The sequence below is a fragment of the Kribbella sp. NPDC031520 genome, assembly GCF_055580825.1.
Genome location: NZ_JBVIKS010000005.1, coordinates 257358 through 279065 on the forward strand (window position 1 = coordinate 257358; position 21708 = coordinate 279065).

23 protein-coding genes and 1 tRNA gene are annotated in these 21708 nt (G+C 68.4%); 14 read left to right on the forward strand and 10 right to left on the reverse strand.

Features of this window, described 5'->3' with window-relative positions; translation table 11 throughout:
- Positions 1-50: 50 nt before the first annotated feature.
- The 5 genes from ACZ5BU_RS26460 (at position 51) to ACZ5BU_RS26480 (ending at position 4822) form a co-directional block, all read left to right on the forward strand.
- A complete protein-coding gene (locus ACZ5BU_RS26460) occupies positions 51-842 on the forward strand; it encodes a carbon-nitrogen hydrolase family protein (protein ID WP_465703116.1) in 792 nt (263 codons plus the stop codon).
- A gap of 77 nt (positions 843-919) precedes the next feature.
- A complete protein-coding gene (cobC, locus tag ACZ5BU_RS26465; RefSeq protein ID WP_465703117.1) occupies positions 920-1957 on the forward strand; it encodes an Rv2231c family pyridoxal phosphate-dependent protein CobC in 1038 nt (345 codons plus the stop codon).
- A 104-nt stretch (positions 1958-2061) separates the two neighbouring features.
- Positions 2062-2556: a hypothetical protein gene (locus tag ACZ5BU_RS26470; RefSeq protein WP_465703118.1), complete on the forward strand. Its 495-nt coding sequence runs from the start codon at positions 2062-2064 to the stop codon at positions 2554-2556.
- Positions 2553-3836, forward strand: a complete 1284-nt coding sequence (locus tag ACZ5BU_RS26475) for a cupin domain-containing protein (RefSeq protein WP_465703119.1) — start codon at positions 2553-2555, stop codon at positions 3834-3836. Before ACZ5BU_RS26470 ends, ACZ5BU_RS26475 begins: the two co-directional genes overlap by 4 nt.
- Positions 3837-3868: 32 nt before the next feature.
- The gene (locus ACZ5BU_RS26480) at positions 3869-4822 is read left to right on the forward strand and encodes a sucrase ferredoxin (protein WP_465703120.1); all 954 of its coding nucleotides are present in this window, start codon (positions 3869-3871) and stop codon (positions 4820-4822) included.
- On the opposite strand, the gene ACZ5BU_RS26485 is transcribed toward ACZ5BU_RS26480, so the two are convergent.
- The 3 genes from ACZ5BU_RS26485 to ACZ5BU_RS26495 all read right to left on the reverse strand — a co-directional run bounded on the left by ACZ5BU_RS26485 (position 4794) and on the right by ACZ5BU_RS26495 (position 8158).
- A complete protein-coding gene (locus ACZ5BU_RS26485; protein ID WP_465703121.1) occupies positions 4794-5393 on the reverse strand; it encodes a gamma carbonic anhydrase family protein in 600 nt (199 codons plus the stop codon). The genes ACZ5BU_RS26480 and ACZ5BU_RS26485 overlap by 29 nt on opposite strands.
- Positions 5394-5625: 232 nt before the next feature.
- Positions 5626-6843 carry an MFS transporter gene (locus ACZ5BU_RS26490; protein WP_465703122.1) on the reverse strand — a complete coding sequence of 406 codons (1218 nt, stop codon included), beginning with the start codon at positions 6841-6843 and terminating at the stop codon, positions 5626-5628.
- 76 nt (positions 6844-6919) lie between these two features.
- On the reverse strand, positions 6920-8158 hold the full coding sequence (locus tag ACZ5BU_RS26495; RefSeq protein WP_465703123.1) for an MFS transporter: 1239 nt from the start codon (positions 8156-8158) through the stop codon (positions 6920-6922).
- Between the two features lie 256 nt (positions 8159-8414).
- Here ACZ5BU_RS26495 and ACZ5BU_RS26500 point away from each other — a divergent pair.
- Positions 8415-8503, forward strand: a tRNA-Ser gene (locus tag ACZ5BU_RS26500).
- Between the two features lies 1 nt (position 8504).
- Here ACZ5BU_RS26500 and ACZ5BU_RS26505 read toward each other — a convergent pair.
- Positions 8505-9245 carry a DinB family protein gene (locus tag ACZ5BU_RS26505; RefSeq protein ID WP_465703124.1) on the reverse strand — a complete coding sequence of 247 codons (741 nt, stop codon included), beginning with the start codon at positions 9243-9245 and terminating at the stop codon, positions 8505-8507.
- Between the two features lie 37 nt (positions 9246-9282).
- On the opposite strand from ACZ5BU_RS26505, the gene ACZ5BU_RS26510 reads away from it, so the two are divergent.
- On the forward strand, positions 9283-10311 hold the full coding sequence (locus ACZ5BU_RS26510) for an acyltransferase domain-containing protein (protein ID WP_465703125.1): 1029 nt from the start codon (positions 9283-9285) through the stop codon (positions 10309-10311).
- Positions 10302-11081 carry an alpha/beta fold hydrolase gene (locus ACZ5BU_RS26515; RefSeq protein ID WP_465703126.1) on the forward strand — a complete coding sequence of 260 codons (780 nt, stop codon included), beginning with the start codon at positions 10302-10304 and terminating at the stop codon, positions 11079-11081. The genes ACZ5BU_RS26510 and ACZ5BU_RS26515 overlap by 10 nt, the downstream gene beginning before the upstream one ends.
- On the opposite strand, the gene trpD is transcribed toward ACZ5BU_RS26515, so the two are convergent.
- Positions 11067-12107, reverse strand: coding sequence for an anthranilate phosphoribosyltransferase (trpD, locus tag ACZ5BU_RS26520; protein WP_465703127.1), 1041 nt, complete (start codon positions 12105-12107; stop codon positions 11067-11069). The two genes, ACZ5BU_RS26515 and trpD, sit on opposite strands and share 15 nt — an antisense overlap.
- Positions 12108-12328: 221 nt before the next feature.
- Between trpD and ACZ5BU_RS26525 the strand changes: the two genes are divergently transcribed.
- Both ACZ5BU_RS26525 and ACZ5BU_RS26530 read left to right on the forward strand, forming a co-directional pair.
- Positions 12329-13207, forward strand: a complete 879-nt coding sequence (locus ACZ5BU_RS26525) for a sigma-70 family RNA polymerase sigma factor (protein ID WP_465703128.1) — start codon at positions 12329-12331, stop codon at positions 13205-13207.
- 104 nt (positions 13208-13311) lie between these two features.
- Positions 13312-14580: an FAD-binding oxidoreductase gene (locus ACZ5BU_RS26530; RefSeq protein WP_465703129.1), complete on the forward strand. Its 1269-nt coding sequence runs from the start codon at positions 13312-13314 to the stop codon at positions 14578-14580.
- A gap of 45 nt (positions 14581-14625) precedes the next feature.
- Here ACZ5BU_RS26530 and ACZ5BU_RS26535 read toward each other — a convergent pair whose 3' ends face one another.
- On the reverse strand, positions 14626-15585 hold the full coding sequence (locus ACZ5BU_RS26535) for a VldE C-terminal domain-containing protein (RefSeq protein WP_465703130.1): 960 nt from the start codon (positions 15583-15585) through the stop codon (positions 14626-14628).
- 163 nt (positions 15586-15748) lie between these two features.
- On the reverse strand, positions 15749-16396 hold the full coding sequence (locus ACZ5BU_RS26540) for a TetR/AcrR family transcriptional regulator (protein WP_465703131.1): 648 nt from the start codon (positions 16394-16396) through the stop codon (positions 15749-15751).
- A gap of 56 nt (positions 16397-16452) precedes the next feature.
- On the opposite strand from ACZ5BU_RS26540, the gene ACZ5BU_RS26545 reads away from it, so the two are divergent.
- Positions 16453-16971 carry an ester cyclase gene (locus tag ACZ5BU_RS26545; RefSeq protein WP_465703132.1) on the forward strand — a complete coding sequence of 173 codons (519 nt, stop codon included), beginning with the start codon at positions 16453-16455 and terminating at the stop codon, positions 16969-16971.
- Between the two features lie 196 nt (positions 16972-17167).
- Positions 17168-17932, forward strand: coding sequence for an enoyl-CoA hydratase/isomerase family protein (locus ACZ5BU_RS26550; protein ID WP_465703133.1), 765 nt, complete (start codon positions 17168-17170; stop codon positions 17930-17932).
- Here ACZ5BU_RS26550 and ACZ5BU_RS26555 read toward each other — a convergent pair whose 3' ends face one another.
- The 3 genes from ACZ5BU_RS26555 to ACZ5BU_RS26565 all read right to left on the reverse strand — a co-directional run bounded on the left by ACZ5BU_RS26555 (position 17933) and on the right by ACZ5BU_RS26565 (position 19930).
- Entirely contained in the window at positions 17933-18268 is a 336-nt protein-coding gene (locus tag ACZ5BU_RS26555) for a YciI family protein (RefSeq protein WP_465703134.1), read from the reverse strand. It lies immediately after the preceding gene.
- Between the two features lie 71 nt (positions 18269-18339).
- On the reverse strand, positions 18340-18495 hold the full coding sequence (locus tag ACZ5BU_RS26560) for a DUF6131 family protein (RefSeq protein WP_185759276.1): 156 nt from the start codon (positions 18493-18495) through the stop codon (positions 18340-18342).
- Between the two features lie 10 nt (positions 18496-18505).
- Entirely contained in the window at positions 18506-19930 is a 1425-nt protein-coding gene (locus ACZ5BU_RS26565) for an MFS transporter (RefSeq protein ID WP_465703135.1), read from the reverse strand.
- A 191-nt stretch (positions 19931-20121) separates the two neighbouring features.
- Between ACZ5BU_RS26565 and ACZ5BU_RS26570 the strand changes: the two genes are divergently transcribed.
- Together ACZ5BU_RS26570 and ACZ5BU_RS26575 are read left to right on the forward strand one after the other, a co-directional pair.
- Positions 20122-20475, forward strand: coding sequence for a YciI family protein (locus ACZ5BU_RS26570; RefSeq protein WP_465703567.1), 354 nt, complete (start codon positions 20122-20124; stop codon positions 20473-20475).
- A complete protein-coding gene (locus ACZ5BU_RS26575) occupies positions 20472-21698 on the forward strand; it encodes an RNA polymerase sigma factor (RefSeq protein WP_465703136.1) in 1227 nt (408 codons plus the stop codon). The genes ACZ5BU_RS26570 and ACZ5BU_RS26575 overlap by 4 nt, the downstream gene beginning before the upstream one ends.
- Positions 21699-21708: the final 10 nt, after the last annotated feature.

Genomic DNA, 21708 nt, shown 5'->3' on the forward strand with positions numbered 1-21708 from the left:
AGTGTCTCTCAGGGCGCGTTCAAGTGTGGGTTGTGCGGCACCATGGACAGATGAGGATCGCCGTGGTGCAGACCGCCAGCAGTGACGACAAGGCCGCCAATCGCGACCTGGTCACCCGCCTCGTCGCGGAAGCGGCACAAGGCCGCCCGGACCTCGTCGTACTGCCTGAAGCGATGATGTCCGACTTCGCAGTCGACGGACAGTCCGTAGCGGACGCCGCGGAGCCCCTGGACGGAGAGTTCGTCGCCACCCTGCGCAAGGCAGCGGTAGAGCACGGTGTGGCGATCGTCGCCGGCATGTTCGAGCGCAGCTGTGATCAGAACCGTCCGTACAACACCCTCCTCGCCGTGGGTGCCGACGGCGTACTGCTCGGCGCTTATCGCAAGATCCACCTGTACGACGCCTTCGGGTACAAGGAGTCCGACCAGCTCACACCAGGCGATGTAGCACCGGTAGTGGTCCAGGTAGGCGACCACACCCTCGGCTTGATGACCTGCTACGACCTGCGCTTCCCGGAACTCTCCCGCGCGCTCGTAGATGCCGGCGCGGAGGTGCTGGTCGTTCCGGCCGCCTGGGTACGCGGACCGCTCAAGGAGCACCACTGGACGACCCTCCTCACCGCACGCGCCATCGAGAACACCTGCTACGTCGCAGCCGCCGCACAGAACGGCAAGAAGTACTGCGGCCTCAGCCAGGTCGTAGACCCGCAGGGCATCGCTCTCGCCTCAGTAGGCGAGTCCGACGGACAGGCGTACGCAGAGATCTCCGCTGAGCGGCTGGCCGACGTACGCAAGCGCAACCCGTCCCTGCAGAACCGCCGGTACTCCGTCACGCCGCACTGACCCCTCGCGACGCTGCGGGGGACCGGGAGACACGCCCCGGGGTCCGGAAAACTCGCTGACCCGTTAGCCTCCTGAGCGTGCTGTTTGGGTTTGATCTGGAGCATCACGGCGATCTCGAGGTCGGTGAGGGGCTTGTCGACCTCGCCGTCAACGTCCGCGCGGGCACCCCGCCACCTTGGCTGCTCGACGCGATCACGGCGAGTCTGGCCGACCTGGCGGCGTACCCCCGCTCCGCCGCGGCCGTCAGCGCGGTCGCCGCGCGACACGGGGTGGCTACAGACCGGGTACTGCTGACCGCCGGTGCCGCGGAGGCGTTCGTACTGATAGCGCGGGCGTTCCGGCCGCGGCACCCGGTGGTGGTCCATCCACAGTTCACCGAGCCGGAGGCGGCGTTGCGTTCGGCCGGTCACCTGGTCGACCGGGTGATCCTGCGGCCCGAGGACGGGTTCGTATTGGACCCGGCCGCCGTACCGCACGACGCCGACCTCGTTGTCATCGGTAACCCGACGAACCCGACATCGGTACTGCACCGCGCCGACGACCTGCGGGAACTCGCGCGGCCCGACCGGATCCTGGTCGTCGACGAGGCGTTCATGGACGCCGTACCGGGTGAGCCCGAGTCGCTGGCCGGTGCGTCGATCCCGGGGCTGGTGGTGATCCGGAGCCTGACGAAGACCTGGGGGCTGGCCGGGCTGCGGGTCGGGTACGTGCTCGCGAGTGCCGGCCTGATCGAACAGTTGGGCGCCGTACAGCCGCATTGGCCGGTGTCCACTCCTGCGCTCGCGGCGGCAATTGCCTGCAGCAACGAGCGTGCTGTCGAGGAGGCGGCGCGGGCTGCGTTGGACATCGAACGGCAGCGTGTCCATTTGATTGACAATCTGCGTACGTTGAATGGAGTGTCGACGTACGGCGTACCTCGTGCACCGTTCGTACTGGTGCAGGTTCCAGGGGCTGCGCAGGTGCGGGAATCCCTTCGTACACAGGGGTTTGCGGTGCGGCGCGGGGACACCTTCCCGGGGCTGGGGCCGGACTGGCTGCGGATCGCCGTTCGGCCGGAAGACGTCACCGACAGATTTGTGAAGGTGTTGTCCGATGTAATCGAGTTGGCGCTGTAACGCGCCAGGGGGTTTAGCTGAGCTGCACTTTGCGCACAAGATGGCCAGGTGCCCATTTGATGTCTCGGGGCAACTTTCTGGCCGTTCGCGAAGGGAGTAGCACGATGGGTCTCAACGACGACGACATGAACACCTCGTCCGGAGGTGGCGAAGGCCTCGCCGACGGCGGCGCCAACCAGGGCGGCCACGACGGCGGTGCCGATGGCGGTGCGGGCGGATACGGCGGCTCGGGCGGAGGCGAGTCGGCTTCCCCGGGCGGCGGTTACGGCGGCGGATCGTCCGACAGTGGCGCTGACGGCGGCGCCGATGGTGGTGCCGGCTACGGCTCAGGCGGCGACTCGGGCTCCGACGACGGCTCTGGGTCGGGTGGCGGCGAAGGTCCCGCGGACGGCGGCGCGACGCCAGGCGGCGAGGACGGCGGCGCCGATGGTGGTGCGGGCGGCTACGGGTCGGGTGGCTCCGGTTCGGACGGTGGTTCCGGCTCCGGTGGTGGTGACGGCGAGGGTCTCGCGGACGGTGGCGCTACGCAGGGCGGCCAGGACGGTGGCGCCGATGGTGGCGCGGACGGTGGCGCCGGCGGGAACTCCGGAAGCTGGTGAGTGTTGTGCCGGAGGCCGGGCCGTTCCCGCTCGCACAGCAGCCCGCTGGTGATGGCCTGCTGACGAACGAACGCCCGGCCCTCCGGCGCTGTGTAGCCGGCGACCTGGACGACTTCGCCAGCTCCTACTGGGGCTCGCGCGCCCTGCTGTCGCACGGTCCCGACCTTCCCGCACCGTACGACGACCTGTTCAGTCTCGACGCTGCGGACGAGCTGTTGTCCCGCCGCGGTCTGAGAACGCCGTTCCTGCGGATCGCCAAGAACGGCGCCGTCGTGAGCGACAGCCAGTTCAGCGGACCGGCCGGTGCCGGCGCAGAGATCGCCGACCAGGTGCGGGACGACAAGGTAGCCGCGCTGTTCGCCAGCGGGCACACGGTCGTACTGCAGGCGCTGCACCGGACCTGGCCGGCGCTGGTCGACTTCTCGACGCAGCTGGCCGCCGACGCTGGTCACCCGGTGCAGATCAACGCGTACATCACTCCCGCCGAGTCGCAGGGGTTCTCCGCGCACTACGACGTACACGACGTGTTCGTTCTGCAGGTGGCGGGTGAGAAGCACTGGACGGTACACGAGCCCGTGTACGCCGACCCGCTGCGGAACCAGCCATGGACCGACCATGCCCGCGCCGTCGAGGCGGCCGCGCGTGACAAGGCCCCGGTGATCGATGAAGTACTGCGCCCAGGCGACGCGCTCTACGTGCCACGGGGGTTCCTGCACTCGGCCAAGGCGCTGGGCGGAGTTAGCGCGCACCTCACGGTGGGCCTGCACACTCTCACGCGGTACCTCCTGGTGCAGGAGCTTGCCGCGCTCGCAGCGAACCAGGCGTCGCTCCGCACGGCGTTACCGCTCGGCTTCGACCCTGGCGATCCGGACCAGCTGGCTCAGGTACTGCCCGAGGTGATCGAGCTCTTCACGCAGGAGCTCCACTCGGCCAGTCCAGAAGCGCTGGCCGACCGGCTGCGTCGCCGTACCTGGTCGAGCAATCGCCCAGCTCCGCTGCCACCGCTGGCGCATGCGGAATCGATCGCCTCACTGGCTGTGGGTACGACGGTCCGCCTGCGCGCCGGGCTCCGCTGCCGGCTGGTACCGGGCGATCCGCTCGTCCTTCAGCTCCCGGACCGGACGATCACCTTCCCACCGAGCACGGCCCCGGCCGTCGCCGAGCTCGTGTCCGGCGCAGACTGCAAGGTCGGTAACCTCCCCGGTCTGGACGACGCCGATCAGTTGGTGTTGGTCCGTCGCCTCCTCACGGAAGCAGTCGTGGTCGCGACGGCCCGGTGAAGGCTCGCCCTGTTAGTTGAAGCTGAGGTGCTGTGGACGTCAGGTACCGCCCGGAAACCGGCTGTGCAGCCCAGGCCGACCTCCGCCACGACTCCCTGACCGCCACCGCCCCACCCGCCGAACGCTGGCTGCTCATCGAGTCCCGCACTCCCTGGCCCCGCCAAGCCCTGACCTCCCTTTCTTCGCTGGGCGACGAGGTAGCGCGCCGCTGTCGAGCTTTAGGCATCCGCCCGGTACTGATCCGTCGCTACGGCCGAGTCGACCGCACGCAACCCTGCCGCTGGGGCCTGGTCGACTCCCGCCCAGGCCGGGAGGCCGTCCGCTGGGGCGAACTACCGACGGACGAACAACTACTGGACGTCCTCGACAACGCACGCGAGCACCTGCTCGACGTCCTCGACGACGCGCGCGAGCCGGTGGCGGTGGGTCGGTTGGGTACGCCGAGCAGCGAGCCGGTGTATCTCGTCTGCACGCATGGGCGGCACGACGCTTGCTGCGCTGTCCGGGGACGTCCGGTGGCGGCGGCTCTCACCGCCGTGTACCCGGAGCGGGCCTGGGAGTGCAGTCATATCGGTGGTGATCGGTTCGCGGCGAACGTGGTCGTGTTGCCGCACGCCTTGTTCTACGGGCATGTCACACCGACGCGGGCTCTCGAGGTCGCGCGGCGGTACGACGACGGTGACGTCGTTCCCGATCTCCTCCGTGGATCAGGGGCGTTCGTCCCGCCGGTACAAGCCGCGCAGGAGTTCGCTCGTGCGGCCGGGTATTCGCTTGCTGTTGGCAACCTCCTTCCGTGGCGCGTCCAAGCGCTCTCCGCGCACCGCTGGCGGATCCTCCTCGCATCCACCAACGGCACCGTCACCGTCGAGGTGTCGGCACACCTCGATACCGTCGATGCCCGCCTGACCTGTGCGGGTTCCTCTCCCGCCCAGCTCCGCCGGTTCGAACTCGAGAAGCTCAGCCCGGGTCCACCTCGCGATCCGTGACGTGCGCACCGTAGTAGTCCGACTGCCGCGCCATGATGTCGCGCATCGACGTCCCACGTGGCACGCCGTACACGGTTCCGGGGAAGTCCAGTTCGCGTTGGACCTGCCACAGCTCCTCGTGCCGGTCCGGGGAGAAGAGCTGCGCGGGGTCGCCGGCGGCGATCCATCCGATCGGGAGGACCGTGCCTGCTGCCAGTCGCGAGTTCACGTGCAGCACGCTGTTGATCCGGAGCTCGGCGCCTGCGCAGGCGACGGAGCCGGGGAACAACGCGGCGCCCGTGGCGATGAAGACCTCGTCCTCGACCGTGGCGCCGTTCACGTGTGCATGGGGACCTACCAGGACCGCGTCGCCGATCACCGCGGGATGGTCGGCCCGGCCGCGCACCAGGGCGTTCTCCATCACCACGCTGTTCTCGCCGAGCCTGACCTCGCCGTTCTCCGCGGTCAGCACCGCACCGTGCAGGACTCTGCTGCCTTCGCCGAGGACGACGGCGCCGCAGAGCACGGCCGATGGGGCGACGTACGCGGATGCGGGCACGACCGGTCGACGGCCGCGGTGTTCCATCAGCATCTGTCGGTGTCCTCTCGTAAATTGACCTCCTACAGCGTGTACCAGACGAAGTGTGCGGAATCTCCACAGCCCGGGCCCTCACAACCCGGGCGGCGGTGTCCTCCGGGCCGTCCACGTCGAGGTGGGAGGCTCGGTCCATCGGACAATCCGGGTGGAGAACCGCGAACTGAGCCAACATTAGAACAGATGTTCGACGACATGCAACGCATCCTGACGAGTCAGGAACCAGCGTTCAGATCCGCCCCGAGCTCAGTCGCGGAGCGACCCTGGCGAGTACGTAGATCGTCAGGCTAGCGATCAGCGCGAGGACCGCGAGCGCGACCCATGGCAGGTCGTGGTGCACCTCGAAGAGTTGCGTGAAGAACCCCGGCGCGAGCACGCTCGAGAAGGTGAACGAGTACTGCCAGTACGACAGGTACTTCCCCCGCCCGATCTCCGGCGAGATCGCCGCTGACAATGCATTGTTGGTCGCCGCATGCAGCACGTCTGCGAAGGCGTAGCAGGCAGTCGCGAGGACCAGCACCGGCACAACCCACCCGCCCGGGATGTGCACCTGCAGCGCCATCAGCAGCGCCCAGGCCGCGTACGTGATCCCGGCGACCACCATGACGTTCGTACGGCGCCTCTGCTCGGTGTGCCGTACGACGAGCGTCTGACCGGTCGCCAGTACGACAGACGTCGCCGCGATGAGTACACCGACCAGCCACTTGGGCACTGTCAGCGCCTCGGTGACGTAAACCGGCAGGCCGACGCCGAGCATCATCGTGCAGAGCGCCAGCGCCGTGTTGGCGCCGATCAGTACCACGAAAGTGCGGTCCTTGCGCAGCAAAGGTGCAGGTCCGCTGTCCGGGTTCGTCCGCTCGTGATGCGACGGGTGCAGCCGCAGGAGGAGCACTCCGGCAAGGTAGAAGCTCGCTGCGTTCACCGCCATCGCGATCAGGAACGGCCCGTCGCCGCCGATCGCCAGCAGCCAGCCGGCCGCGAGCGCTCCAAGTGCCAGACCGCCGGCCTGCATCATGCCGCCGAGCCCGAACCACTTGTCCCGCTCGCCCTCGTCGGCCACGTCCGCGAGCAGGCTGAAGATCGCCGACCAGAACACCCGCTGCCCAGTGGCCATCACCAGCGAGCACAGGAACAGCAGCCACTCCGACCGTCCGAGGAAGAAGCCCGTGAACGCCAGCCCCTGGCCGAACTGCGCGGCGACAACGATGTTCCGCGGACCGACCCGGTCGATGATCACACCGACGCCGGCCGGTGCGGCGATCGAGAACAGCGTCGCGACGGTCAGCATCACGCCGGCGGTCCCGAGCGGGATGTGCGCGACCTTGTTGAAGTACAGGAGCAGGAGCGGCCCGGCGCAGCCGCCGCCGAACGAGTCGATCGCCAGCCCGGCGAGCAGCGGTACCCGGCCGCGGACGTTCGGCAGACCGAGCGAGGTGGCTGCGGGCATGGCAAACCTCTCCCATCGGTCTTCGTCGGCGGCTGGCGAACCCTAGCAAGCGCTCGCCAGCCCATTCCAACCGATTTCAGTCCGTCGCGGGTACCTTTCGTACCGCAACGTGTCGCAGCGGACGCCAGGCGACCGCTGTCGTCACCACCATCGCCACGAAGGCGATCGCGAACGGCGCGGCCAGACCGAACCGCTGCGCCAGTACACCTCCGAGCGCAGAGCCGACCGCAGCACCGCCCACTGAGGCCAGCAGGTACACGCTGTTCACCCTGCCCATCAGCTTGTCCGGTGTGACCAGCTGACGCGTTGTAGTCGAGACAATGCCCCACACCACCGCGTGGACACCGAAGACGGCCATGGTGGCACCAGCGACCCACGGGTTCCGTGTGAGCGCCAGGATGAGGTGGACCGTCGTCTCGATGACCAGCCCGACGCGCAACAGCATCACTGGGCCCACGCGTGGTTCAAGGAAGTGGTACGTCGGCATGCCGAGCACACCGCCCACTGCGCCGACGGACACGAGCAGACCGAACTGTGTGTCCGTCAGCCCGAGCCGCTCGCGCGCGAACAGCACCCACGTCGCGAAAGCGGCACCGAACGTGATGTTCATGACCAGAATCGAGAGGGCCAACGTACGAACGCCAGAGTGCCGCCAGAGCCACCGGATGCCCTCCCGCACCTCGCTCGACATTGCTGAACGAGTGGACCGGTCGGGCAGCGGCGGCCGTACGGCGACCCGCGCGATGAGGGTCGCCGCCGCGGCGAACGTGACCGCGTCGAACACCAGCGGCACACCGGCGCCTGCAGCGAACAGCAATGCCCCTAGCGGTGGTCCTCCTAGCAGCTGAAGCACCGTGCCGCTGGCGAACAGCCGTGCGTTCGCCTTGCCGAGGTGCTGCTTCGGTACGGCGCTGACGAGCAGTGCGCCGGATGCGTTGTCTGCAAGGGTTTCCGCGGTACCCAGCAGGAACAGCGCGGCGTACACCGCCCACAGCGGTGCAGTGTCGAGCAGAACGGCGGCGCCGAGCGCAGCCAGTACCACAGCACGAAAGGTGTCAGCGGCAACGATCATCAGTCGTCGGTCGAGCCGGTCGACCAGTACGCCACTGAACAGTGCGAACAGCAGCCAGGGCAGTTGCTGGACGAACGCGGCGGCGCCAACAGCCGCCGGTTCGGTGGTGATCGAGGCGACGAGCAGCGGCCCAGCGGCGAGCATGGCGCCGTCGCCGAGGTTGGAGATGATCGAGGCCGGGAAGATCTTGCGGAAGTCGGGTCCGAGCTCGGACGGAACGACGTACGCACCGAGGGAACGCATCTGAACTCCTGAGGGCATGACGGAACAACGGAACACCGGCTGTCCGCAGCCGGCGGTCCGCCCGGTCAGTCGCTCAGTGCGCCGACCGGACGGTGTGTGCCATGTCCTCGAACGACGTAGACATTGCTCCCACCTCCGTCCGTACCCAGCGACGCCCTCCGCCGCTGCGCACACCGTACCGACCGCGTCCGCTCCCCGCACACCGTTTCCGCCCACCCAGCCTGCGCTATCCTCAACCGTCGGCGGCAACCGCCGAGGAGGGCTCGCATAGTGGCCGAGTGCGCTGGTCTTGAAAACCGGTATGGCGGGTGACCGTCATCGTGGGTTCGAATCCCACGCCCTCCGCTCAGTCCTCGGCGCGGGTGGCGGCGATGGTGTTGAGGTCTCGGGTGGCGAAGCGGTAGTGCTCCCATTCTTCTTCGAGGATTACGTGTAGGCAGGATCTGGTGGTCTCGGGGTTGGAGCCGCCGTGGGGGTTCTTGCGGGGGGTGTCGAGGTCGGCCGGGGTGACCGTGGCGAGGTAGTCGCGGACCATGGCGACCCGGCCGGCGCGGGCCTCCAGAACCTCGGCGTACGACGGTGGGTTGGGCTCTGACTGTGACGGGTCCGCGGTGTGGCCCAGGCCGAGCGGGTGGAAGTCCTCGCGTTCGAGGATGCTGCGGCCGAACCACATGTCGGTGGCGTGTACGAGGTGACGCTGGGTCTGCGCCCACGACCACTCGCCGTCGACCGACACGTCCACGGTGCCCTCGGGCATGGTCGCGACCCGATCGTGGGCGGTGGCCCAGATCCGTTCGAGCGCGGCCCACGCGGCGCGGAGGCCGTCCGGGTCCTCGGCGCGGCGGTCGGCGCGGCCGGGGAACTGCCGGTCGAGCTCGGCTTGGACGTACGGCGCGACCTCGACGCCGTTGATCTTCAGGCTGGCCCCGGCCTCACCGAGCCACGGCGCGTCGATGTCGGTGCCCTGGATGTCGACGCCCCGCATCAGCACCCCGCTCAGGTCGCACTCGACGAACCGCGCCCCCTTCAGATTCGCCTCGGTGAACTCCGCCCCTTGCAACTCGTCGGACGGTCCGAACTTCGCCATGCCTGCTCCTTCGGTAGCTGTCGCGAGGAGCCTAGTAGTGAGCTCCGACACAAAAGTCGTGCGCAAGCCGCCCGGCCCGTGGTGGGCTCGAATCATGGATGCGATGAGTGCAGCGAAACAGGTGGGCTTCTCAGAGCAGGACCAGATGCGCTTCAAGGGCTTGGGCACCGGACCGGAGCTCCCCGAGGACGCCGAAGAACTGATGGAGTACTGCGGGGTCGTCGAGGCGGATCGTCGCGAGATGCTGGCCGCTCGCCCGGATCCGCACAGGGACCCGGAGTGGTGGGCGATCACGTCTGCGCTGGCTGCTGAGGTCGAGCGCGATCTGGACCTCGCCATACCGCCCACAGGCTTCACAAGCTGGCCGACCGTGCCGGAGGACCCCTCACCGACCGGACTGTTCGCTGCTGCGTGGGCCTTGCTGGCGAGCCTGCCTCGGTTGCGTGAGTTGCACGCGCAGCGCGGCGTGCCGGAGTCGGTTACCGTGGCGACGGTGTCTGCGCTGGGCGGAGTGATGGGGACGCACCGGCACATCCACGGGCGCCCGGGCGTGGGGCTAATGCCGCTGTGGAGTCCACCGCTGCGTTTCCGAGGTGCGGACTTCGAGATCGGGCGGCACGCGTTCACGCGTACGCAGATGGGTCTTGGGGACGGTGTGTCCGGCCACGTGCTGTCGATGCACATCCCGCCGATAGGACCGTTGGACGGCCAGGAATCGGAGGAGTCTGTTGCGGCCGCGGTGGAGTACTTCAGGCAGTGGTACCCGGAAGAGCCGCTGGCTGGACTCGTTTGCCACTCCTGGCTTCTCGACCCGCAGCTGGCCGAATACCTCCGCCCTGAGTCCAACATCCTCCGCTTCCAGAGCCGCTTTGACCTCCTTCCGTATCTGCCTGGTGAGGACCCGACTGAGGGCGACCGTGAGCTGATGCGCCTTGGCTTGCATCTGCCGGAGCAGGACCTTGCTGCCGTACCGCAAGAGACCACTCTGCAGCGTGCGTTCGTCGCACACCTGAGGGCCGGGCGTCACTGGCACCTGCGAACAGGCATGCTGAAGACATGGAGCTGACGATTCCGGTTGGGCAGGACACCGTCTGGGCCGAGCACCGCGCAGGGGGTGGCGTACCGATTGTGTTGCTGCACCCCGGCATCGGGGACTTGCGGGTTTGGGACCCCCAGCTGCCAGGGCTCGACGGCAGACGCGTCCTCCGGTACGACGTCCGCGGCTACGGCCGGTCGCCGCTCCCGACGACTCGGTTCTCGTTGCTGAAGGACCTGGAGACTGTGCTGGACCAACTGGACCTCGAGCGGGTACTCCTGGTCGGCTGCTCGATGGGAGGCGGTACGGCGCTCAGTTTCGCGCTCGCGCATCCGGAGCGTACGCACGGCCTCGTGCTGTTGTGCCCAGGAGTACCTGGGTTCCCCTGGCCGGAAGAGCCTGAGCTGGACGCACGGTACGACGTACTCGCGGCCGAGCGGGATGTGGACGGGCTGGTGGAGTTCGGATTGCGGCAGTGGGTTGCGGCCGGCTCTGACGACGCGGTGGTCGCTCAGCTGCGTGCTGCGGTGCCTGCGTGGTTCGAGCAGGACGAGTACTTGCAGCCGGATCCGCCCATCTACGACCGGCTGCAGGACATCCAGGCTCCTGCCGTCGTCATGGTCGGCGACAAGGACCGCCCGATCCTCGCGGCCGTAGCCGGCGGCACCGCCGCACGTATCCCCGGCTGCGAGTTCATCTGGATGCCCGGCGTGGACCACTTCCCGAGCCTCCGCGAACCGCAACTGGTAACCGACACCATCCTGCGGTTCGCGGGTGACCAGTCATCACCGAAACGCTAACGAGTGGTTGGTCCAGCGATCCAGTACTGCCGCAGCACGTCCACTGTCCACCGCCTCCCGGCATCGCTCGAAACAGTCGGCCAACTGCTCCAGCCCGGACTCCAGCGAGAGGGTCGCCACGGCGGCCGCGGCATTGAGCAGTACGACGTCCCGGACCGGTCCGCGCTCTCCGTCGACCAGCCTGCGGAGGAGGCGTGCGTTGAATGCTGCGTCGCCGCCGCGGAGCTCGGCGAGTGAGGACGGTCGTAGACCGAGCGAACGTGGGTCGACGACCACCTCAGACATAGACCCGTCGTGTACTACCCAGACACGCGAGTAACCAGTCGTCGTGAGCTTGTCGAGTCCGTCGTCGCCTCTTGCCACCAGGGCCGAGCGCCCTTGTTTAGCGAGCGCTTCAGCGAGCACGGGGAGCATACGGGCGTTGGCGACGCCCACTAGTTGGTGCTGCGGATCTGCTGGGTTCAGCAGGGGTGCGAGTACGTTGAACGCGGTAGGGACGGCCAGCTCGCGTCGTACGACTGCTACTTGGCGGAGAGCGGGGTTGAAGCGCGGGGCGAACAGGTACGTCAGGCCGACGTCAGCGGCGGTCTGGGCTGCCTCTTCTGGGGACAGGTCGAGTGGTACGCCCAGGTGCTCGACCAGATCGCCCGAGCCGGCTGCCGACGATGACGCGGCACGGCCACCGTGTTTGACCACGGTTATGCCTGTGGCGGCGACGACTACGGCTGCCATCGTGGAGATGTTCGCTGCGCCTGTGCGGTCACCGCCGGTGCCCACGATGTCCACAAAGGGTCCACGGATCCGCACCGGGGTTGCGTGCGAGCGCAGTACTGCTGCCAGACCGTTGAGTTCGTCCGCGGTCTCGCCCTTGGCGCGCAGCGCGATCAGGAAGCCTGAGATCTGGGCAGGGGAGGCCTCGCCCAGCACCAGCTGGTCCATGGCCCAGCTGGTGTCCGCCGCCGACAGGTCGGAGCCGGCCAGGAGCGCGGAGATCAGACCGGACCACGTCCGGAGCGTTGTTGCCATCGGCATTCCTCAGGGTGCTGGGCCGCCCACGAGGAGAGCATGACAACGGCCGCCTCGCAGGAGACGGCCGGGTGGGGTACGCGCGGATCAGGCCGTCAGTCGACGGCCCACCACATGCCAGCGCGCAGGAACATGCCCCGACCTTACCCCCTCTGCCCGCGGCCACGAGCAGCTGTCACATCATGGTGGGCTGATCCGTCAGGGCTCTGAGGAGGGCATTAGTGGACGAGCACGAGCAGTTGGCGCGGCGGTTCGAGGAGAACCGTGGGCACCTGCGGGCGGTCGCCTACCGGATGCTCGGGTCGCTGGCGGAGGCAGAGGACGCCGTACAGGAGGCCTGGCTGCGGTTGAGCCGTACGGACGTGAGTGATGTCGGCAATCTGTCGGGCTGGCTGACCACGGTGGTGTCGCGGGTGTGTCTGGACATGCTGCGCAGTCGTAAGTCGCGGCGGGAGGACACGCTGGACACGTACGTCCCGGATCCGGTACTTGGTGAGCTGGGGCCGGAGGACGAGGCGGTTCAGGCGGATGCGATCGGGCTGGCGTTGCTCGTCGTACTGGAGACGCTGTCGCCGGCTGAGCGGCTGGCGTTCGTGCTGCACGACATGTTCGGGGTCGGGTTCGACGAGATCGCGACGATTGTGGACAAGTCGCCGGCTGCCACCCGGCAGTTGGCCAGCCGGGCGCGGCGGCGGGTGCAGGGTGCGCCGGCCGGCGACGGAGACGTGAGCCGGCAGCGCGTGATCGTCGAGGCGTTCATGGCGGCGTCACGAGGCGGGGACTTCGAGGCTCTGCTGTCGCTGCTCGACCCGGAGGTGCTGCTGCGGGCGGACGCGGGCGCTGCGAGCGCGCAGTACGCCGGGCCGGCGGTGTCGAAGCTGGTACGCGGGGCGAAGGCAGTTGTCGAGCAGGCACTCATGTTCGGCCGGATGGCGCCGCACCTGCAGGTCGCGACGGTCAACGGCATGCCCGGGCTAATCACTGTAATCAACGGTCGGCTGATGGGCGTCCTGGCGTTCACCGTGACAGACGGCTTGATCACCGAGCTGGACATCCTGGCGGACCTGGAGCGCCTGGAGGTTGTTCCGCTACCAGCCTGACTCGAGGTTGTGGGGCATTGGGGGAAAGTTTGCCGGGTGTGTCTATTCGGGGGGTCTTCCTTCGACGTATGAGCAGGAGCTGATACGGGCGAGGGAGTGGGCGGATGTCTACGCAGGTTGTGGTGGCGGGTGCTCGGGACGTTGTGGCGGGGTTGTTGGGTGCGGGCTTCAACGGGGCCGTGCACCTGCCGGGGGAGGCGGAGTACGACGAGCAGCGGCGGTCGGTGATTCCCGCGGTGGACTCTCGTCCACTCCTGGTCGCCGAGGCGTACGCGCGGACCGACGTACAGGCGGTGGTGCGAACCGCGCGCGAGTACGGCGTACCGATCGCGGTGCAGGCGACCGGGCACGGGACGCGGGTACCGGCGGACGGCGGGATCCTGTTGAAGACCACGCCGATGACGACCGTGCTGATCGACCCGGAGCGGCGGATCGCGAAGGTGGCGCCGGGTGCCCGCTGGGGTGCGGTGCTCGATGCCGCGCGGCAGTTCGGGCTCGCCCCGCTGTCCGGTTCGCACCGCGACGTCGGCGTCACCGGGTACACGCTCGGCGGCGGCGTGGGCTGGCTGGCCCGCAAGTACGGGTTCGCGGCCGACAGCGTGATCCGCGCCGAGCTCGTCACTGCGGACGGCCGCTTCGTCACCGCGAGCGCGGAGCAGCACCCGGACCTGTTCTGGGCGATCCGCGGCGGCACCGGCAACTTCGGCGTCGTCACGTCGCTCGAGTTCCGCGTGTACCCGGTCCGCCAGGTGCACGCCGGGATCGTGTACTACGGCATCGACCGCGCCGCCGCGATCCTGCGCCGGTACCGCGACTGGACCGCGACGATCCCGAACGACCTGAGCACCGCCGTCGTCCTGACCCGCGTCCCCGGCACCGAACAGCGCGCGGTCGCGATCAAGGTCCTGTACGCCGGACCCGCCGAGCTGGCCGAACACCTGCTGAAGCCGCTCTTCGCGACGGCCGGTCCGCGCCTGGCCGGCGAGCTGACGACCATCGAGTACGCCGACGCCGCGATGGGCGGCACACCCGCGCGGCACCTGGACTTCCTGGACACGCTGACCGACGAGGTCATCGACGTCGTCACCGAACTCAAGGACGCGACCGTCGAGGTACGGCACTGGGGCGGCGCGATGGCGCACCCGGGCCCCGGCGCCGGACCGGTCGGGCACCGAGAAGCGTCGTACTCGCTGATCATCGACCGCGAGGTCACCGGGCTGCCGAACTCGGGCCGTACGTTCGTGAACTTCCTCGGCGACCCGGGCCGCGCGGACACCGCGTACGACGCCGCGGACCTGCAGCGGCTGCGTGAGGTGAAGCGCGCCTACGACCCGGCGAACTTCTTCCACCTGAACACGAACATCGAGCCGTAGAAAAGCGGCCCGGGTCCCCGCCCTGGGCCGCTCTTCCTCGAACGATCAGACCGTGCCGACGTTGCCGTACACGGAGACGTGCACGTGGTCCATGTGGTTCGCGGTCGCGCTGCCGCGGTCCGGCATCGCGCGCCAGCCCTCGCTGCTGCGTTGCACCGTCCAGATGTGCTGTTCCCAGATCAGCTGGCTGACGCCGAGCCTCTTGTAGTTCGCCTTCAGCCAGTCGGCGATCGCCTGGCCTTCCGACGCGCTGTTGATCATGATGTCGATCGCGTGCCCGGTCGCGTGCTCGGAGCCGGTGTCGCCGGCCCGCAGACCGCCGTACGACGTGATGTCGGGGTACATCGCGCAGATCGCCCGGTGCACCCGGATCGCGTCCGGAGTCAACCCGTCCTCCACCGCGGAGCCGGACTTGCAGGCCGCCTGCGAGATCGTGCCGACGACGTCGGCGAGCGGCTTGGTCGCGGACAGGTACTGCGACTTCACCCAGCGGGACTTGCCGTCGCTCACGATCTCGGCGTACAGGCCGTCGACCTTGCCGGTGACCGAGACCTTGGTGCCCTTCGGCAGCACGTCCAGCAGGATGCCGGTCAGTGGCAGCGACCACAGGTTCACATCGGTGGTCGTGTACTTCGTGCCGGTGGCCTTCGGCGCCGCGGCCTGCAGGTCCTGTGCGGCCCGGGTCTTCGCGGACGTCGGCTTCGGGATCGGCGCCTGCTTCTTCAGATGCTTGGCCGACGGCGACGCGGTCGGCTTCGGCGTCGCGGTGCTCGGGTTGATCGGCGGACGCAGGGCGTCCCGGCTGATCGTGGTGTCGCGCGACAGCTGCAGGGACGAGCTGGCGATCGACGGGTCGAGCTGGACGTGCTGGCTGGGCAGGGCCGCGGCCGAACCGGTGGCCACCATCGCGACTGCCGCGCCGGGGATCGCCATCTTCGCGATACCGGGCTGGAGAACCTTGGCACGCGACTGCCGGTGCCGCGCCTGTCTATGTCGACCTGACACTTTGTTGACCCAATCTGCCGAGACCAAAACGTTATCGACCGCAGGAGTCAAGCACAGATCACCGCGCCGGTTCGAATCGGCCCCCAGTCTTAACGCATTGCGAACATCCACAGGCTCGCCCGCGCCGTAATCCGACCGCTATCCGGAAGTGATCGTTCCGAGATCAAACGCTTGGTCGGCACAGCGCCGCGATGACCACGGTCGCGAGGTGCTCCTCGTACCGTTCGAGCGACCAGCCGCGGAGCAGGACGAGCAGCTCGTACAGTTCGACCGAGATGTACGTCCAGAGCACGTCGACGACCTCGGCGAGGGTGATCCCGGCGCGCAGGTCGCCGGTCTCGAACAGGTGCCGGCCGAACATCGTCATCCCGGTGAGCCGCTCGTCGAGCAACGTCTGCCAGGTCTCGCGCAGCGTCTCGTCGCCGTGCCGCCCGTCCCGGATCAGGATCTGCACCCGGGCCGACCGTTGCTGTCGCTCCACGGCGCCGCTCAGGTACAGCCGGATCTTCCGCCGTACGTCGGGTTCGTCGTGGATCGTCTGGACCTGCGGGCGTTCCGCGATCGGGACCGGCTCGTCGTCGCCGGCGATGACGTAGTCGAAGACCGCCTTGGCGAGCGCGGCCTTGGTGCCGAAGCCCTTGTAGATGCTCTCCGCGGAGACGCCGGCCTGGCGGGCGACGGCACTGATCGTGGTCGCCTGGAAGCCGTTCGCGTCGAACAGTTCCTGCGCGGCGACCACCACGTCGAGGCGCCGCTGCCGGGCGCGCTCGCGCCGCGAAGTCGCGTCGTACGTCCTCTTGACTTCCGCCATCACCGATCCGATGCTTTTGGGTACAGTCACACTGTATCTAATAAATGGGGGACCTGATGAGTACGACAACACACGCCGGCGACCTCGCCGTCCGCAGCATCCTGATCATGGCCGACGGGGAACGGGCCGACTTCGACGAGCTGATCCACCCGGAGGCGGTGAACCGGGAGGGGCGGGTCGAGCCGCCGGCGTGCCGGGTCGGCGGCCCGGCCGGGTACTACGCGACCGCGCTGTGGTTGCGGACGGCGTTCGAAGGGCTGGCGTACGACATCCACCAGGTTGTTGCTGACGGCAACTTGGTGGCGGTGCACGTGACGATGCGCGGCCGGCACGTCGCGCCGTTCGTGGTGTGGACGCCGGAGGGTGAGGTGGACACCGCGTTCCCGCCGACCGGCAAGGAGTTCGCGGTCACGCAGTCGCACTGGCTGCGGGTGCAAGGCGGCCAGATCGTCGACCACTGGGCGAACCGCGACGACCTCGGCCAGGCGCAGCAACTCGGCTGGGTCCCACCGACGCCCGCTTACCTGGTCCGAATGGCCCGCGCAAAGACGCGTGCGAAGCGCACTGCCGCGTGACCCGGACCTGCAGCACTCACCAAAGTCTGCTCGGGGGCCCGCTCAGTGCGCGGTCGAGCGGGAGGAGCGGCCGGTGCCGGTTGTTGATGAGTGCTGGAGGTCCGCTCCCGCCAGGTGACCGACGTCGCCGCGTGACGCGGTACGCCATGTGACCCACGGCGCGGCGGGGTGGGCGTGGGTGCGGTTGACTGCGCGGGTGGGATTTCGGATCGAAGGTGGCGTGATCGCGCGGCTCGTGATCGACCGGGCCGCGAAGCGGAACGCGTTGACCCGCGCGATGTGGACGGAGCTGCCCGGCCTGCTCGCGGGACTGGCCGTGGACGACGACGTGAAGGTCCTGCTGGTGACCGGTGCCGGGCCGAGCTTCTCGGCCGGCGCCGACATCCGCGAGCTGATCTCGGGCGACGACCCGGCCGATCCGATGGCGGAGCTCCGCGAATCGAACCTGCGGGCACAGCAGGCGCTGCGGGAGTTCCCGAAGCCGACGGTCGCGGTCGTCCGTGGGCACTGCATCGGCGGTGGGCTGGAGATCGCGGTGAACTGCGACTTCCGGTTCGCGGCCCCGGACGCGAGCTTCGGCGTGACACCGGCCCGGATCGGCGTCGTCTATCCGCCGGACGCGATCAAGGTACTGCTCGACCTGGTCGGTCCGGCGACCACGAAGTACCTGCTGTTCAGCGGCGAACTGCTGACCGCCGGCCAGGCCGAGTTCAAGGGCCTGGTCGACCGCGTCGCCGACGATCCGCTGGCGGCGGCCGGGGAATTCGCGCAGACGCTGGTGTCGCGATCGCAGTTGACGATCCGCTCGGCCAAGGAATCCGTGAACGCCCTGCTGGCCGGCGACAACGCGGACGCGGCAGCGGTACGGCGGTACCGCGAGACGATCGCGTCCGGCGAGCTCGCCGAAGGGATCGAGGCCTTCACCCAGAAGCGGTCACCGAAGTTCGTCTGGCATCCCTGATCAGATGACAGTCGCGCGGAGCTCCACGCGGTCGCCGACCGCGGCCGAGACCCGCCCGGCAAGGGCCTGCGCGTGGTCGTCGTCGCGTGCGTCGACGAGGTAGAACCCGGCGAGCTGTTCCTTCGCCTCGCCGAACGGTCCGTCGGTCACCACCTGCTGACCGTCCCGGATCTGCACGATCCGGCCCTCCGCCGGTGGGCGCAGCCCTTCGGAGCTGACGAGCTCGCCGGTCTCGGCGAGCTCTCGCTCCAGCTGGATCAGCCGCTCGAGCGCGGTGTCGTCGTCCGCGGTCCACACCCGGTCGACGCTCCGGAAGATCATCACGACGTACTTCATGACCTCACCGTAGCCAGCCGGACCGACAGAACCCCGCGGACGGACCGCGGGGTTCTTCTGGGGCTACTCGGTCAGTACCAGACTTTTCGTCCGCCGACCGCGCGGCCGGTGGCGCCGAGGATCCAGAACACGGCTCCGACGAGGAGCAGAATGATGCCGATCGTCCACAGGATCGAAACGTTCAGCACGAACCCGAGGATCAACAGGATCAGCCCGAGGATAAGCATGGGACCTCCTTCAGCTGGGCCGCCTGGCGGCGACGACAGGCTTCCGGTGCCCACTCTTCTCGCCGCGAACCTCCAACGGGCGTTTGACCAGCAGGCAGCCGATGAGGCCGATCACGATGAAGAACCACACGCTCACGAACGCGATCCGGTAGCTCTGGGTCAGAGCGACGGGAGTGGTCCCCGACGTACTCGCCGTAGCCACGGCGGCGACCACCGCGACGCCGACGGCACCGCCGATCTGGAAGCTCGCGTTCTGCAGCCCGGACGCGACACCCGCGTCCTCGCTCGCCGCCTCGCTGAGTGACGCGATCGAGCCGGCGACCGCACCGGCGCCCAGGCCGGCGCCGAAGATCGTCAAGCCCCAGAACGCCAGCTCGAAGTACCCGGAAGTCACGGTGAGCCGCGTCATGAGCGTCGTACCGGCTCCTGCAACCAGGAGGGATACGAAGGCGACCTTGCGCGGTCCAAGGCGAGTGACGACGTGCTGTCCGATCATGGAGCCGCCGACGGCAGTTGCTGCGAGTACTGCGGACATGAGGCCGTAGCGGATCGCTGAGACGCCAAGAGCGAGCTGTGCGTACTGCGTGTACACGAAGTTGAGCCCGAACGCCGCCAAGCCCCAGCTGATCGTGATGAGGTTTCCACCGACCAGGGTGCGTGAGCGGAAGATCCTCAGCGGTACAAGCGGTGCAGCGGACCGCCGCTCCACGACGACGAACAGCGCGAACAGGACGGCTGAGAGCACCAGCAGGAGAACGGTGCTCGTCCAAGAGGACTCGGGGGCTTCGATGACGGCGTACACCAGCACGATGAGTGCTGCGGTGACCGTGACAGCACCAGCAACGTCGAAGCCGCGGCGGCCGGGTCCACGGCTGTCCAGCAGGAGCAGTGGCGCCAGTACGACGATGAGCACGCACACGGGCACGTTGATGAAGAAGATCCACTGCCAGCCGAGCCCGTCCGTCACAGGGCCTCCGATGAGCGACCCCGCCGTACCGCCGACGCCGCTGGTCGCTCCCCAGATCCCGAGCGCCTTGTTGCGATCAGGACCGGACGGGAAAGTCGTCATCACGATCGACAACGCGCTAGGGGCCAGTACGGCGGCCGCAGCGCCCTGCAGACCGCGGGCCAGTACGAGCGCATCCCCACTCCACGCGAGCCCGCACAGTAGGGAGGACCCGGCGAACAGGAGCAGCCCGGTGATGAACACGCGTCGCCGCCCCAGCAGGTCGGAGATGCGCCCACCAAGCAGGAGCAGCCCGCCGAACATCAGGGCGTATCCGCTCGGCACCCACTGCACGCCGCCGATCGAGAACGTCAGCTCCCGCTCGATCGACGGGATCGCGACCAGCACGATCGAGGCGTCGAGGATGATCATGAACCCGGTCAGACAGAGCAGTGCGAGCGCCAGCCAGCGCTTCGATTCGACAACCATCAGGCATCTCCAGTACGGCGGGGACGCCCCGGCTGAGCGTCACTCGCCTGAGACGTCGGGGCCGACCTGCTGTACTTCGACATTCGGAGACATGCTGGAACTGTCGAAGTACGGCGTACCTGCTTCGACGTACCTGTTGACTGGAGGTCACCGCGGCCTCCGCTGGGGACAGGATGGTGCCTGTGAAGTACATGCTGCTGATCTACAGCAACGCCGAGAGCTGGGAGGGCCTGTCCGCCGAGCAACGTGAGGGCTTGGTGCAGGCGCACGAGTCGCTCTCACAGGAGCTGACCGAGCAGGGGCTGCTCGTGAGTTCTGCCGGGCTGGCCGACCCGATCACGACGCGGACCGTACGGGTGGTCGACGACACGGCCACGACGACGGACGGGCCGTACGCGGAAGCCAAGGAGCACCTGGCCGGGTTCTACCTGGTGGAGTGCGACGACATCGACGAGGCGATCGGGTACGCGGCCCGGCTGCCCGACGCGGAGTACGTTGCTGTGGAGGTGCGGCCGGTCATGGACATGTCTGGGCTGGAGATGTGAACAACTTCGACCTCCTGCTGCGTGAGCAGGCGCCGCAGGTGCTGAGTGCTCTCGTCAGGCACTACGGCCACTTCGACCTGGCCGAGGAGGCAGTGCAGGAGGCACTGCTCGCGGCTGCACAGCAGTGGCCCGAGGAGGGTGTGCCGGACAACCCGCGCGGCTGGCTGATCCGCGTCGGGTCGCGGCGGCTCACCGACCTGCTCCGGAGTGAGTCCGCCCGCCGGCGGCGCGAGGAGAATGCCGCCCAGCTCGCGGCACCGGAGGAGTTCGTTGCCGCAGGCCCCGAGATCGACGACCCGGGCGGGCGGGACGACACGCTGACCCTGCTGTTCCTGTGCTGTCACCCGGCGCTGTCGCCGGCGTCGCAGATCGCGCTGACGCTGCGGGCTGTCGGCGGTCTCAGTACGGCGCAGATCGCGGCCGCGTTCCTGGTGCCGGAGTCGACCATGGCACAGCGGATCAGCCGGGCGAAGCGGAGCATCAAGCAGGCAGGTAGTTCGTTCGAGATGCCACCCGAGGCGGAGCGGGACGAGCGGATGGGCGCCGTACTGCACGTCCTCTACCTGATCTTCAACGAGGGCTACACGACGTCGTCCGGTACGTCGCTGCACAGCGCGGAGCTCACGACAGAGGCGATCCGGCTCGTACGTGGTGTACGGAAGCTGCTGCCCGACGACGGCGAGGTGGCCGGGCTGCTGGCGCTGATGCTGCTGACGGACGCCCGGCGAGCGGCCCGTACCAGTGCGGACGGGGCACTGATCCCGCTGGCGGAGCAGGACCGCTCCAAGTGGGACAGGGCTGCCATCGTCGAAGGCGAGGCGCTGGTGAGCGATGCGCTCATGCGGACCCAGCTCGGGCCGTACCAGGTCCAGGCGGCGATCGCGGCGGTCCATGACACCGCAGAGCGCGCGGAAGAGACGGACTGGCGGCAGATCGTCGCGCTGTACGACGTACTCGAGCAGCTGGTGGACAACCCGATGGTGAAGCTCAACCACGCGGTCGCGGTCGGCATGGCGATCGGCCCGAAGGAAGGTCTCGCCGTACTCGAGCCTCTGGCGTCGGACGACCGCATGAATCACCGGCTGGAGGCCGTGCGGGCCCATCTGCTGGAGATGTACGGTGATCTGGCTGCTGCGCGTGAGAGCTACCTCTTGGCGGCACGGCGTACGACGAGTGTGCCGGAGCGGCACTACTTGCAGTCGAAGGCCGACCGCCTGGCGTGAGATGTTGGAG

What these genes read in the sequence shown, in the direction of transcription:
- ACZ5BU_RS26460 (WP_465703116.1), top strand. Translation starts at nt 51, where the DNA reads ATGAGGATCGCCGTGGTGCAGACCGCCAGCAGTGACGACAAGGCCGCC.
- ACZ5BU_RS26470 (WP_465703118.1), top strand. Translation starts at nt 2,062, where the DNA reads ATGGGTCTCAACGACGACGACATGAACACCTCGTCCGGAGGTGGCGAA.
- ACZ5BU_RS26485 (WP_465703121.1), bottom strand. Translation starts at nt 5,393, where the DNA reads ATGCTGATGGAACACCGCGGCCGTCGACCGGTCGTGCCCGCATCCGCG.
- ACZ5BU_RS26490 (WP_465703122.1), bottom strand. Translation starts at nt 6,843, where the DNA reads ATGCCCGCAGCCACCTCGCTCGGTCTGCCGAACGTCCGCGGCCGGGTA.
- ACZ5BU_RS26495 (WP_465703123.1), bottom strand. Translation starts at nt 8,158, where the DNA reads ATGCGTTCCCTCGGTGCGTACGTCGTTCCGTCCGAGCTCGGACCCGAC.
- ACZ5BU_RS26505 (WP_465703124.1), bottom strand. Translation starts at nt 9,245, where the DNA reads ATGGCGAAGTTCGGACCGTCCGACGAGTTGCAAGGGGCGGAGTTCACC.
- ACZ5BU_RS26515 (WP_465703126.1), top strand. Translation starts at nt 10,302, where the DNA reads ATGGAGCTGACGATTCCGGTTGGGCAGGACACCGTCTGGGCCGAGCAC.
- trpD (WP_465703127.1), bottom strand. Translation starts at nt 12,107, where the DNA reads ATGGCAACAACGCTCCGGACGTGGTCCGGTCTGATCTCCGCGCTCCTG.
- ACZ5BU_RS26530 (WP_465703129.1), top strand. Translation starts at nt 13,312, where the DNA reads ATGTCTACGCAGGTTGTGGTGGCGGGTGCTCGGGACGTTGTGGCGGGG.
- ACZ5BU_RS26540 (WP_465703131.1), bottom strand. Translation starts at nt 16,396, where the DNA reads ATGGCGGAAGTCAAGAGGACGTACGACGCGACTTCGCGGCGCGAGCGC.
- ACZ5BU_RS26545 (WP_465703132.1), top strand. Translation starts at nt 16,453, where the DNA reads ATGAGTACGACAACACACGCCGGCGACCTCGCCGTCCGCAGCATCCTG.
- ACZ5BU_RS26555 (WP_465703134.1), bottom strand. Translation starts at nt 18,268, where the DNA reads ATGAAGTACGTCGTGATGATCTTCCGGAGCGTCGACCGGGTGTGGACC.
- ACZ5BU_RS26560 (WP_185759276.1), bottom strand. Translation starts at nt 18,495, where the DNA reads ATGCTTATCCTCGGGCTGATCCTGTTGATCCTCGGGTTCGTGCTGAAC.
- ACZ5BU_RS26565 (WP_465703135.1), bottom strand. Translation starts at nt 19,930, where the DNA reads ATGGTTGTCGAATCGAAGCGCTGGCTGGCGCTCGCACTGCTCTGTCTG.
- ACZ5BU_RS26570 (WP_465703567.1), top strand. Translation starts at nt 20,122, where the DNA reads ATGCTGCTGATCTACAGCAACGCCGAGAGCTGGGAGGGCCTGTCCGCC.